12 protein-coding genes are annotated in these 12,388 nt (G+C 62.3%); 6 read left to right on the forward strand and 6 right to left on the reverse strand.

Annotation, left to right across the window (positions count from 1 at the left end):
- Window positions 1-13 precede the first annotated feature (13 nt).
- The gene (gene yegQ, locus ACOCLD_RS00650; protein ID WP_422910466.1) at window positions 14-1,330 is read right to left on the reverse strand and encodes a tRNA 5-hydroxyuridine modification protein YegQ; all 1,317 of its coding nucleotides are present in this window, start codon (window positions 1,328-1,330) and stop codon (window positions 14-16) included.
- 206 nt (window positions 1,331-1,536) lie between these two features.
- Between yegQ and ACOCLD_RS00655 the strand changes: the two genes are divergently transcribed.
- The 5 genes from ACOCLD_RS00655 to ACOCLD_RS00675 all read left to right on the forward strand — a co-directional run bounded on the left by ACOCLD_RS00655 (window position 1,537) and on the right by ACOCLD_RS00675 (window position 6,949).
- Window positions 1,537-2,055 carry an RNA polymerase sigma factor gene (locus ACOCLD_RS00655; protein WP_311090323.1) on the forward strand — a complete coding sequence of 173 codons (519 nt, stop codon included), beginning with the start codon at window positions 1,537-1,539 and terminating at the stop codon, window positions 2,053-2,055.
- Window positions 2,052-3,005, forward strand: coding sequence for a FecR family protein (locus ACOCLD_RS00660; protein WP_422910467.1), 954 nt, complete (start codon window positions 2,052-2,054; stop codon window positions 3,003-3,005). The genes ACOCLD_RS00655 and ACOCLD_RS00660 overlap by 4 nt, the downstream gene beginning before the upstream one ends.
- A 186-nt stretch (window positions 3,006-3,191) precedes the next feature.
- A complete protein-coding gene (locus ACOCLD_RS00665; protein ID WP_422910468.1) occupies window positions 3,192-5,588 on the forward strand; it encodes a TonB-dependent siderophore receptor in 2,397 nt (798 codons plus the stop codon).
- Window positions 5,589-5,657: 69 nt separating this feature from the next.
- Entirely contained in the window at window positions 5,658-6,788 is a 1,131-nt protein-coding gene (locus ACOCLD_RS00670; RefSeq protein ID WP_422910469.1) for a PepSY-associated TM helix domain-containing protein, read from the forward strand.
- Window positions 6,785-6,949 (forward strand): hypothetical protein, encoded by a 165-nt coding sequence (locus ACOCLD_RS00675; protein WP_422910470.1) that lies wholly within the window; start codon window positions 6,785-6,787, stop codon window positions 6,947-6,949. Before ACOCLD_RS00670 ends, ACOCLD_RS00675 begins: the two co-directional genes overlap by 4 nt.
- Window positions 6,950-7,010: 61 nt before the next feature.
- Here the strand turns inward: ACOCLD_RS00675 and ACOCLD_RS00680 are convergent, their stop codons facing one another.
- The 5 genes from ACOCLD_RS00680 to creD all read right to left on the reverse strand — a co-directional run bounded on the left by ACOCLD_RS00680 (window position 7,011) and on the right by creD (window position 11,761).
- Window positions 7,011-7,517: a hypothetical protein gene (locus ACOCLD_RS00680; RefSeq protein ID WP_422910471.1), complete on the reverse strand. Its 507-nt coding sequence runs from the start codon at window positions 7,515-7,517 to the stop codon at window positions 7,011-7,013.
- A gap of 75 nt (window positions 7,518-7,592) precedes the next feature.
- On the reverse strand, window positions 7,593-9,362 hold the full coding sequence (locus ACOCLD_RS00685; RefSeq protein WP_422910472.1) for a sodium:solute symporter family protein: 1,770 nt from the start codon (window positions 9,360-9,362) through the stop codon (window positions 7,593-7,595).
- A gap of 4 nt (window positions 9,363-9,366) precedes the next feature.
- Window positions 9,367-9,627 carry a DUF4212 domain-containing protein gene (locus tag ACOCLD_RS00690; protein ID WP_257779409.1) on the reverse strand — a complete coding sequence of 87 codons (261 nt, stop codon included), beginning with the start codon at window positions 9,625-9,627 and terminating at the stop codon, window positions 9,367-9,369.
- Window positions 9,628-10,030: 403 nt separating this feature from the next.
- On the reverse strand, window positions 10,031-10,336 hold the full coding sequence (locus tag ACOCLD_RS00695) for a hypothetical protein (protein WP_422910473.1): 306 nt from the start codon (window positions 10,334-10,336) through the stop codon (window positions 10,031-10,033).
- A gap of 57 nt (window positions 10,337-10,393) precedes the next feature.
- The gene (creD, locus tag ACOCLD_RS00700) at window positions 10,394-11,761 is read right to left on the reverse strand and encodes a cell envelope integrity protein CreD (protein WP_422910474.1); all 1,368 of its coding nucleotides are present in this window, start codon (window positions 11,759-11,761) and stop codon (window positions 10,394-10,396) included.
- Between the two features lie 176 nt (window positions 11,762-11,937).
- Between creD and ACOCLD_RS00705 the strand changes: the two genes are divergently transcribed.
- Window positions 11,938-12,378 (forward strand): DUF2628 domain-containing protein, encoded by a 441-nt coding sequence (locus ACOCLD_RS00705; RefSeq protein WP_422910475.1) that lies wholly within the window; start codon window positions 11,938-11,940, stop codon window positions 12,376-12,378.
- Window positions 12,379-12,388 lie beyond the last annotated feature (10 nt).

A 12,388-nucleotide genomic window follows, 5' to 3' on the forward strand; every position in this document is an offset into this window, starting at 1 on the left:
ACATGTCATGCGCCTACAGATCGCGCATCAACAAGCCATATTCCAGCTGCACCTCTGGCGGTACCGGCAGATAGAGCACGTGACCGTCGCCCGGGGCGACCGCCATGCCGTGGCCCTGGCGGTTTTCCAGCTGGTTCAGGGTAAAGCGCAGATTGCCCTGGGGCGTCATCAGCTCCAACCCATCGCCCACGGCAAAGCGGTTCTTTACCCGCACTTCAGCCAGCTCACCACGGCGTTCGCCGGTCAGCTCACCGACAAACTGCTGCTGATCCGACACCGAGCTGCCGCGCTCGTAGTTCTGATACTCGTCGTGCACATGACGGCGCAGAAAGCCCTCGGTGTAACCGCGATGAGCGAGCGACTCCAGAGTGCCCATCAGGCTCTTGTCGAAGGGTTTGCCCGCCAGCGCATCATCAATCGCCTTGCGGTACACCTGGGCGGTGCGCGCCACATAGTAGTGGGACTTGGTGCGCCCCTCGATCTTCAACGAATGCACGCCCATACGCACCAGGCGCTCGACATGCTGCACCGCGCGCAGGTCTTTGGAGTTCATGATGTAGGTGCCGTGCTCGTCCTCGTAGGCAGCCATTTGCTCGCCCGGCCGGCTGGCGTCTTCCAGCAGAAACAGCTGCTCGGTCGGCGCGCCCACACCCAGAGTCGGCTCGACCAGCTGCACCACATCGCCCAATTCGCTCTCGACCGCCGGCTTGGCTGAGTATTGCCAGCGGCAGGCGTTGGTGCAGCTGCCCTGATTGGGATCGCGCTTGTTGATATAGCCCGACAGCAGGCAGCGCCCGGAATAGGCCATGCACAAGGCGCCGTGGACGAAAACTTCCAGCTCCATGTCCGGCACTTCATTGCGGATTTCGCCAATTTCCTCCAGCGACAGCTCGCGCGACAGAATCACCCGTGAGAGGCCCTGTTGCTTCCAGAACTGCACGCTGGCCCAGTTCACCGCATTGGCCTGCACCGACAGGTGAATCGGCATCTGTGGGAAGTGCTCGCGCACCAGCATGATCAAACCGGGGTCGGACATGATCAGCGCATCCGGGCCCATCAGCACCACCGGCAGCAGGTCGCGCAGAAAGGTCTTCAGCTTGGCGTTATGCGGCGCGATATTGACCACCACATAGAACTGCTTGCCCTGGGCATGGGCCTCGCGGATGCCCGCCTCAAGATTGGCGTGATCGAACTCGTTATTGCGCACCCGCAGGCTGTAGCGCGGCTGCCCGGCGTACACCGCATCGGCGCCATAGGCGAAGGCGTAACGCATATTTTTCAGGGTGCCGGCTGGCGAGAGCAGCTCGGGATAACGCGGAGTCGGTGCCATGGATAAAACGCTCAGCCAACAAGGCCGGTCACTCTAGCGCGCAGGCGGTCAGCGGCTATTGATCTGCATCTATGTCATGGCGCTGGCAGGGCACGCGCAACCACCCATCGCGGCAGCGCATCGGCTGATTGCAGCGCAGGGGGCGGCGCTGTCATCATATGCGAATAATTCTTGATTTGTTTCCTATCTCCTATTGCGAGGTCCGCGTGTCGGCCGGCGATTCCACTCACCAGCAAGTTGTCGGTCTGTTCTATCGCGATCACCGTGACTGGCTGCTCGGCTGGCTGCGCAAAAGCCTGTACAGCCCGGAACGCGCCGAAGACCTCAGCCAGGACACCTTTGTCCGCCTGCTTGGCCGCAGCGATCTGGACCAGGCTCGCGAGCCGCGCGCGTTGCTGACCACCATCGCCAAAGGGCTGCTGATCGATCACTTCCGCCGCAGCGCGCTGGAACGGGCTTACCTGGAAGAACTCGGCCAGCAACCGCACGACGTGCAACCCAGCGCCGAAGAACAGGCGCTGGCCCTGGATGCGCTGCGCGAGATCGACCGCCTGCTCGGCCAGCTGTCGAGCAACGCCCGCGCGGCCTTTCTGCATAACCGCCTGGATGGTATGGGCCACGCGGAAATCGCCGAGCGCCTCGGCGTTTCCGTCTCCCGCGTACGCCAGTATCTGGCCCAGGGCCTGCGCCAGTGCTACATCGCCCTCTACGGAGAACCGCAATGAGCGCGGTATCAGCCCAGGTGCTGGATGCCGCCATCGAATGGCAACTGTGCCTGGACTCCGACACAATCAGCGCGGAACAACAGCATGCATTCGCCGCATGGCTGGCGGCGCATCCCGAACATGCGCGGGTCTGGCAGCAACTCAATGGCCTGGATATCCGCCTGGCTTCGGCTGCCGCAGCGCCGGCACGCCAGGCCTTGCTGCACAGTGCGCGCAGCAGAAGTCTACGGCGTATGGGCGGCACCGCACTCGGCCTGCTGCTGAGCAGCGCCCTGGCGCTCGGCCTGTTGGCGCAGCAACGCCCGCTTGGCGATTACCTGGCCGATGAACACACCGGCCGTGGCGAACAGCGCGAGCTGCTGCTCAGCGACCACAGCCTGGTGCGCCTGAACAGCGCCAGCGCTGTGGATATCCAATTCAGCGACAGCCAGCGCGCGGTGCGCCTGCACAGCGGTGAAATCCTCGTGCAGACCGCGCACGGTGATTCGCGCCCCTTCGTGGTGCTGACTGAGCACGGCAGCCTGCGCGCCCTCGGCACACGCTTTCTGGTGCGCCGCGAAGGCACCAGCACACGCCTGACCGTGCTGCAGTCGGCCGTCGCCGCACAGCCGGCCGAAGGCAACAGCGAACGGATTATCCACAGCGGCGAACAAGTGCTGATGCAACGCCAACGCCTTGGCAGCGTGCTGCCTGCGCCACTTAGCGCGGCGGCCTGGAGCCACGGCATGCTGGTGGCCGACAACCTGCGCCTGGAAGACCTGCTCAACGCCCTCGGCGAATACCGCAGCGGCTACCTGGGCCTCGACCCGAGCCTGACCGACCTGCGCATCAGCGGCAGCTTCCCCCTGCACGACAGCGACAAGGCCCTGGCGGCGCTACCGCCGAGTTTGCCGGTGAAAATCGAACGCGTTGGCAACTGGTGGACCAAGGTTGTACCTGCTGCGCAGTAAGCGGCCGGCTAACAACCAGGTGGACAGGGGCTAAAGCCCCTCCCACAAAGAACCGGCACCCGCTCAGGGATCGACAGCAGCGCCTTAAAATCTCGCTAAAAAATAATTTCAAACAGCCCTGTCACTTTTCCATTCTGCTTCGGCAACAGGTCATTGAGATGCATTCCCGCTTAGGAGAGTTTCGTAATGACCCGCGCCCTGCCCCTGTTTCGCCCCGGCCTGCTGGCCGCTGCCATCAGCCTCGCCAGCGTCTGCACAGCGGCCCTGGCGGATAGCTACCAGCTGCCAGCCGCCCCCCTGGCCAGCACCCTGACGCAAATCGCCAGCCAGGCTGGCATCGTCCTGAGCATCGACCCGGCGCTGACCGCAGGCAAGCAATCGGCCCCGGTGACAGGTGATTACGACGCCCTCGACGCCCTGCACCAGGCGCTGCAAGGCAGCGGCCTGCAGCTGCAACAGAACAGCGCCGGCAGCTACAGCCTGGCGCCCGTGCCGCAAGCCGCTGTGGCCTTGCCGGACGTTACGGTGACCGCCGCGCAGAATGTGGAAAGCGCCTGGGGCCCTGCGCCCGGCTACCTGGCCTCACGCACTGCAGCCGGCAGCAAGACCGACACCCCCCTGCTGGAAGCACCGCGCTCGATCTCGGTGGCCACCCGCGAGCAGATGCAGGATCGTGGCGTGCACAGCCTCGATGACGCAGTGAAATACATGCCGGGCATCGTCTCCAGCAGCTTTGGCAGCGACACCCGCTACGACTGGATGCGCGTGCGCGGCTTCGAGCCGACCCACTTCCTCGACGGCCTGCCGCTGCCCCGTGGCGTATACGCCAACCCGAAACCAGAAACCTGGAACCTCGACCGCCTGGCCCTGCTTCGCGGCCCGGCGTCGTCGGTCTATGGCCAGACGCCGCCCGGCGGCCTGCTGGATATGGTCAGCCGTCGCCCGAACGCCGAGACCGCCCATGAGATCGAAGTGCAGTACGGCAGCGACAACCATCGCCAGATCAACTTCGCCAGCACCGGCACGCTCGACGAGCAGGGCCAGTTCCTCTATGGCCTGAGCGGCGTGGTACGCGACAGCGGCACCCAGATCGATAAGGTCGACAACAAGCGCTACAACATCGCACCCAGCCTGACCTGGAATATCGACCCCGATACCAGCCTGACCCTGCTGTCGCAGTTCACCCGCGACGATACCGGCACCACCAGCCAGTTCCGCCCAATCCAGGGCACCAAGATCGACATGCCGTTTGGCAAGATTTCCCACCACAAGAACCTGGGCGATCCTGACTACGACTACTACGACCGCACTTACTACGCGCTGGGCTACGCCTTCGAGCATCGTTTCAACGACGTCTGGCAGTTCCGCCAGAATCTGCGCTACACCAAGTCCGACCTGTCGTTCCAGACCGTCACCGTTGGCTCCTACCCCTGGACCCTGATGGACAACGACGGCAACATCGGCCGCGGCACCACCAACACTGAGGAAGACATCAGTCAGTTCGCGGTGGACAACAACTTCCAGGCCGACTTCGCCACTGGTGAGATCAACCACACCCTGCTGCTCGGCCTCGACCACCAGCGCATCGACACCAACTACATGTCAGTCTTCGGTACCGCGCCGGCCATCAACGTCAACAACCCGGTCTATGGCCAGCCGATCACCCGCCCGTCGCGCGCCCTGGCGTTCTACGACTACAACCAGAAGTCCCACCAGACCGGCCTCTACGTCCAGGATCAGATGGCCCTCGACCAATGGCGTCTGACCCTTGGCGGCCGCGAAGACTGGGTGCACACCGGCACCACCTTCCTCAACAAGAACGGCGCCACCAACACCGAGCGCGACAAGGCCTTCAGTGGCAACGCGGCCCTCAGCTACGTATTCGAGTCGGGCTTCACCCCCTACCTGTCGTACGCCGAGTCGTTCCAGCCGACCAGCAACGCCACTGCCTCGCCGACCGAGTCGTACAAGCCGACCGAAGGCAAGCAGTGGGAACTGGGCGTGAAATACCAGCCAACCGGCAGCGACATCCTGCTGAGCGCGGCCATCTACGACCTGACCCAGCAGAACGTGTCGGTCACCAACCGCATCGGGGGCGTAGCCGTCACCAGCCAGACCGGCGAAGTGAAGGTCAAGGGTCTGGAACTGGAAGCCGTGGGCAACGTCACCGACAACCTGAAGGTGGTCGCCTCCTACACGCAGGCGAAGTCTGAAGTGCAAGACGGTGAGTTCAAGGGCAAGCGCCTGCAGCTGATGCCCAATCGCCAGGCCTCGCTGTGGGCCGACTACACCTGGCACAACGGCGTACTCGACGGTTTCGGCATCGCCGCTGGCGCTCGCTACACCGGCAACACCTTCGGTGACCAAGCCAACTCCGAGCTTGGCTTCGCCAAGTCCTACACCGTGTTCGATGCCGCCGTGCACTACGACCTCGGGCGCCTGTACAACAGCCTCAGCGGCGCATCGCTGGCGCTCAACGCCACCAACCTGTTGAACAAGGACTACATCTCTACCTGCGACAGCTACTACTGCTATTACGGCGACCAACGTAGCGTAGTCGCCAGCGCCTCGTACAAGTGGTAACCCACTGAGTCTTAACCCGCGCGCCATCGAGGCCGCCCAATGGGCGGCCTTCGGCTTTTGGAAAAGCCTATGAAAAGCACCACCATCCGCCGCTGGTCCGCCGTGCACACCTGGACCAGCCTGATCTGCACTTTATTTCTGCTGATGCTGGCCCTCACCGGGCTGCCGCTGATCTTCCACCACGAGCTGGAGCACCTGCTCGGCGAAGCGCCCGAACTGCGTGAGCTGCCCGCCGACACACCACACCTGAGCCTGCAGCAACTGGTCGAGGCCGCCGAGCGGCATAGACCGGGCGAAGTGGTGCAGTACTTCGGTTTCGAGGAGGATGAGCCCAACGGTGTAGTGGCGATTACCGCGGCCACCGCTGGCACCGAGCCGAACTCCTCGCACACTTTTATGCTCGATGCCCGCAGTGGCGAGGCAGTGGCGATGCCAGCGGCCAACGGCGGCCTGCTGATGGTCATTCTGCGTTTGCACGTGGACATGTTCGCCGGCCTGCCGGGCAAGCTGTTGCTGGCGTTTATGGGTTTGCTGTTCGTGGTGGCGATCATCTCCGGTGTGGTGCTCTACGCGCCGTTTATGCGCAGACTGAAATTCGCCGAAGTGCGTCGGGAGAAGGCCACCCGCACACGCTGGCTCGACCTGCACAACCTGATCGGTATCGTCACCCTGACCTGGGCACTGGTGGTGGGCGTGACCGGAGTAATCAGCGCCTGCGCCGACCTGCTGATCAGCGCCTGGCGCACCGAAGCCCTGGCCGCGATGGTCGCGCCCTACCGCGATGCGCCGCCGCTAACCGAGCGTGCGCCGGTCAATCAGGTGCTGACGATTGCCGCGCAAGCCACGCCGGAAATGCAGCCGGACTTTATCGCCTTTCCCGGCACGCGCTTTTCCAGCGAGCACCATTACAGCGTGTTTATGAAGGGCAACACGCACCTCACCGCCCACCTGTGGACGCCGGTGCTGATTGATGCGCGCAGCCTGGACGTCACCGCCATCGGCCAACGGCCCTGGTATATGGATGCACTGTCGATGTCGCAGCCGCTGCACTTTGGCGACTACGGCGGCATGCCGATGAAAGTGCTCTGGGCGGTGCTGGATGTGCTGACCATCATCGTGCTCGGCAGCGGCCTGTACCTCTGGTGGGTACGCCGGCGTAGCCCGGCGACAGCGCGTGAACGCACGGAGGCTGCAGCATGAACTGGCGTCAATCGACCTTCGCCCTGCCGCTGCTGATCGGCCTGCTCAGCGCCATCGGCCTGATCAGTGCGCTATTGGGTGATGGTGGTTGGGACGCCGCGGCCTGGCTCGGCCTGGGCATCCCGGCCGCACTCGGAAGCTGGCCACTGCTGCGCAGGTAGCTAGCCGGTACGTTGGCACGCGCGCCACAGACACCTGCGGCACAGCGCGTTGGCCCACCGCTTACTTGCAGGCCCGCAGATAGAGCACGTCGTCAGTGGCAATGCGCTTGAGCTGAGCCAGTTGCGGCTTGCTCTGTTCATCTAGCGGCAGCAACTCGGCGCTGCTGCAGTTGAGCAGATGCGGCTGAAAACTGACGTGATCGATATGCTGCTTCTCAAAACGGTACAGGTTGAAAACCGCCAGGCGGTTGCCGTCCGCTTCCTGGTGCACCAGGCTTTTGCTATCGAGCACGGTAAAGGCCGTGGTCATCGGCCAGACATAACTCCAGGGGCGCCAGAACACCTCGCCTGACTCACTGGCCACCAGCACGGCCTCAGCCGGCTGACGCTGCACCTGATGGTCAAACCAGGAGTATTCGTAATAAATCTGGTAGCCAAGCATACCCAGCCCACCAAACAGCGGAATGATCCAGCGCGGCAGCCTGTTGCGCGTGAGTTTGCGCAACAGCAGGGCAATACCGGCAGCACCAAGGCCGGATACCACAATGGCCAGCAAGGTCCACAACATAGGCTTGTTCCCGAAAAAAGACGGGCCTCCAATGGAGGCCCGTCGGTAAGACCCTAAATCAGGTCCGGATTATGCTTAGTGGCTCAGCGCGGCACCAGCACCTTTGGGGGTCCGTACACTTTCCACCAGGTCCTGGATTTCCTTGGGCGGAGCGACGGTGACCATCGATACGCCGTAGGCCACGGCGAAGTTGATCAGGGCGCCGATGGAGCCAAAGGAAGCCGGGGAGATGCCCATAAACCACTGGTCCGGGGTGTTAGGCAGCATGTTGGTTTCGGGAATGAAGAACCAGCCGAGGTAGGTGAAGATATACAGCAGCGTCACCACCAGGCCGGCAACCATGCCGCAGATCGCACCCTTGTCGTTCATGCGCTTGGAGAAGATCCCCATCATCAGCACCGGGAACAGCGTCGCCGCAGCGATACCGAAGGCCAGTGCCACCACCTGCGCGGCGAACCCAGGCGGATTCAACCCCAGATAAGTCGCCAAGAGAATTGCAGCCGCCATCGATAGCCGTGCAGCGCGCATCTCGTTCTTCTCGCTGATCTTCGGATTGATCAGGGTCTTGATCAGGTCATGACTGATCGCCGAAGAAATCGCCAGCAACAAACCAGCCGCCGTCGACAGTGCCGCCGCAATGGCGCCCGCCGCGATCAGACCGACCACCCAGCCAGGCAGGTTGGCGATCTCCGGGTTGGCCAGCACTAGGATGTCGTTGTTCACGGTCAGCTCGTTACCCTTCCAGCCGCGCGTTTCGGCGGTTGGGGTGAAGGCCGGTGCGGCATCGTTGTACATCTGGATGCGACCGTCAGCGTTCTTGTCTTCCCATTTGATCAGACCGGTCTGTTCCCAGGTCTTGACCCACTCCGGACGCTCTTCATAGGCCAGGGCCGGGGCAGATGCACCTTCCGGATAAATGGTGGTGACCAGATTCAGACGCGCCATCGAGGCAACGGCCGGAGCAGTGAGGTACAGCAGTGCGATAAAGATCAGGGTCCAGCCAGCGGACCAACGCGCGTCAGCCACTTTCGGTACGGTGAAGAAGCGAATGATCACGTGCGGCAGACCGGCAGTACCGATCATCAGCGACATGGTGAACAGCACCATGTTCAGCTTGCTGGTGGTGTCTGCGGTGTAGGCGGCAAAGCCCAGGTCGCGTACAACTTCGTCGAGCTTCTGCAGCAGTGGCAGGCCGGAATCGACATGGTCACCGAACAGGCCCAGCGGCGGAACCGGGTTACCGGTCAGCTGCAGGGAAATAAAGATGGCCGGAATGGTGTAGGCAATGATCAGCACCACGTACTGCGCCACCTGGGTGTAGGTGATGCCCTTCATGCCACCGAATACGGCGTACGCGAACACCACGGCCGCGGCGATCCAGATACCGGTGGAGTTGCTCACCTCGAGGAAACGCGAGAAGGCCACACCGGCACCGGCCATCTGGCCGATCACGTAGGTCACGGAGATGATCACCAGGCAGATCACCGCAGTCAGACGTGCACCACGGCTGTAGAAGCGGTCACCGATGAAGTCCGGCACGGTGAACTTGCCGAATTTGCGCAGGTAGGGCGCCAGCAGCATCGCCAGCAGTACATAGCCACCCGTCCAGCCCATCAGGAAGGACGAGTTGGCATAACCGCCAGCGGCGATCAGGCCGGCCATGGAAATAAAGGAAGCAGCAGACATCCAGTCAGCGGCAGTCGCCATACCGTTAGTGACCGGATGGACACCACCGCCGGCAACGTAGAACTCTTTGGTGGAACCGGCACGCGCCCAGATGGCGATGCCGATATAGAGCGCGAAAGACGCCCCCACGAACAACATGTTGATCATGAACTGGCTCATGGACCTACTCCTCGACGCCGAATTCTTTATCGAGTTTGTTCAGTCTCCACGCGTAGTGAAAAATGAGCCCGATAAAGACCAGGATGGAACCTTGCTGAGCAAACCAGAATCCGAGGTCGGAGCCGCCAACGGAGATCCCTGCGACCAGTGGACGCAAGATCATGGCGAAGCCAAAGGAAACCAGCGCCCAGACGATCAGGCTCCAGGTGATGAGCCGCACATTGGCTTTCCAATAGGCTGCGGTATTTGATTTTTCAGAAGTCATAGACGCCTCCGGTTATTGTTATTCTGATGCAGCTTCAAGCTAGCAGCAGGCCAGCACCGGCCGACAGCTAGACATTGGTATTAGCCGCCTGAACGCACTCCGGAAGAAAATTTTTATCCTTGTATAACAATAGGTTAGCTAGCCGCATAGCAAGGCTGGGGTCAGCGCTAGGACGTTAGTCGAATGACATAACAGGCGCGCCCCGCTCAACCCCCTCGATAAACACCTGCACCACACCGCTCAAGCGCGCCGTTATCCAGACCGCGCTGCGCATCGCCCACTGCGGCAGATTGGCCCGTTGTGCGCGTTGCCGGCTGGTTCGCCGCAACCGCAAACAGGCGGGCAATCCGCCGCGCCAGCAGGTGTCCGGCGCGCGACTCTTCGCGCAACCCGATATGCCCGCTCATCGCACATACCACAGGCGAAAGAAGCCCAGCGCCAACAGCAGGCCAACTTGGCCCAGCGCCGTGCACAGGCTGAGGAACGACTGCACGGCCTGATTTTGTGTGGCATTGGCTTGCCCGGTCAGGCCGTCCCAGAAGGCATCCGGCAACAGCACCAGACTCAGCTGCGCCATAGGTTGGCCGGTTAGCTGCAGGCCCTTGATCAGGTCGAACTGGCCGCAGAACATCAGCCCCAGCAGCACCATAAACGCCACCGCCAGGCCCAGGGCGAAACACGCAGAGAACTGCATCAGTAAACGCATCATGTTCAACTCCCTTATCGGTAAATAAAGCGGCGCAGACGGGGCCTGCGCCGCGCGTTGTCAAAGGTCGCTGGCCGGACTCGCAGAGCTGGCCAGCGGTAGACGGCCGACGCCATACCAGTCGAGTTTGCGGGTCAGCACCATCACCCCGGCGAGCACGCCGAACACCAGCACCGAGCCCATCAGCAGGGCGTAGTCCTCGGCCCCGAGCAGGCCGAACAACATGCCGTAGAGCAGCGCCAGCAACGCAGCAAAGCCCACCCCGCGCAGTGCGCTGTGCAGCACGTAACTGACGTAGAAACCGATCAGCAGCACGCAGGCGGTGGCGGCAATGCCATAGGCCAGGGCAAAACTCAGGTGCTCGGACAGCGACAGCAGCAACAGGTAGAACAACGCCAGCGACATGCCCACCAGGGCGTACTGCACCGGGTGCACGGCCATGCGTTTGAGTACTTCAAAGAGGAAGAACACGGCGAAGGTCAGGCCGATAAACAACAGCGCGTATTTGATCGCCCGCTCGGTTTTCAGGTACTGGTCCACCGGGTCGACAAAGCTCACACCGAAGTTGCGGGCAGTCAGCGCATTGCAGCTGTCACCGCGTACACAGTCATCCAGCGCCTCTTCCAGGTTGGTGGCGAAGAAGCTGGTCTGCCAGTGCGCCTTGAAGCCCTTGGCCGACACTTCACGGCTGCTCGGCAGGTACTCACCGACAAAGCTCGGGTGCGGCCAGCCGGACGTCAGCTCAACCCGGCTATCACGGCCTACCGGACTGATACTCAGCTGCTCGGTGCCCTGCAGCTTCAGGTCGAAGGCAAACTCCAGGGTTTGCCCACCCTGGGTATCCAACACCGGCAGCGGCGCATGCACACCGGCGCCGAAACGCTCCTCGGCGCTACCGGGGGCAAAGCTCAGGTTCATGCCGTTGAAGCGCAGCTGCAGGTCATTGCTGATCCCGCGGATATCACTGATACCCACCGAGAGAAACGGCCGGTCGAACTGATACAGGCCCAGTTCTTCGCCCAACCCCAGGCGCGCCGGCAGCTTGAAGGCACCACTGATCTGGTTATCGCTGCGGTACAGCAGCGCCTTGTAGATGCCGCGTGCACGCTCCTCGGTGGCAACGTGGCCATTGAGCACAAAGCGCTCCGGCAGGAAGTACAGGCGGCCGCGGCTCTTCTGCTCCTCCAGGTAACGCTCGCCGGTCTTGGCGTGGGTTTTCCACTGGTGCCACACCTTGGTGTAAGGCATCACCAGAATCGGTCCGGTGAGCTGCTGGCGGTAGCTGGAACTGCGCGCGATGTCCTGCAGCACCTCGGCACGTTGGTACTGCCGCTCGCTCACCAGCCCGCCGATCATCGACAGTGGAATCAGTAATAACAAAATCAGCAGGGCAATCGCGCCCAGCTTGAAACCCAGGATACGGCTCATGATGCAACTCTCCGCTACGGTTTAGGTAGGCAGAGTCTGGGCGGCGCAGGTGGTGGCTTTATGGAGCCGAGGTGAAGACTCTGTGGAGACTCTGTGCGTGCGACCCAACGGCCCATGGACAGCCCCAGGGGAAATGCGTAGCGTGCCGAAGACCGCCAATTTATGGATGAACGGCCATGTCAGAAACCAACCCCTACGCCACCCCGCAAGCCAGCGTCAGCGACCCTCAGGCGCAGGTGTCCGATGCACAGATCGCCGCATTGCCCATCTCGGAGAAATGGAAGGCGCGCTTCAGCGCGATTCACCATGCCGGCGGCGTGAAAATGCCGCGGTTCAAGGAGCTGCCCGCTGCCGAGCGGCGCAAGGCCTTCAGTTTCAACTTTCTGGCGTTCTTCTTCGGGCCGATCTACTACGCCATCAAAGGGATGTGGAAAAAGGGTCTGGCACTGTTTGTCGTCTGCGCAGCCGTGGTCATCCTGCTCGGTATCGGCCTCGACTACCTTGGCTACGGCCGCATCGCCAATGCCCTGGGCTATGGCATCAGCGCGGTATTCGCCACCCGCGCCAACCTCGATTACTACAAGAAAATGCTGCTCAACGATAACGGCTGGTGGTAGGGGTCCGCAC

The sequence above is a fragment of the Pseudomonas cimarronensis genome (genome assembly GCF_049331905.1).
Lineage (GTDB): Bacteria > Pseudomonadota > Gammaproteobacteria > Pseudomonadales > Pseudomonadaceae > Aquipseudomonas.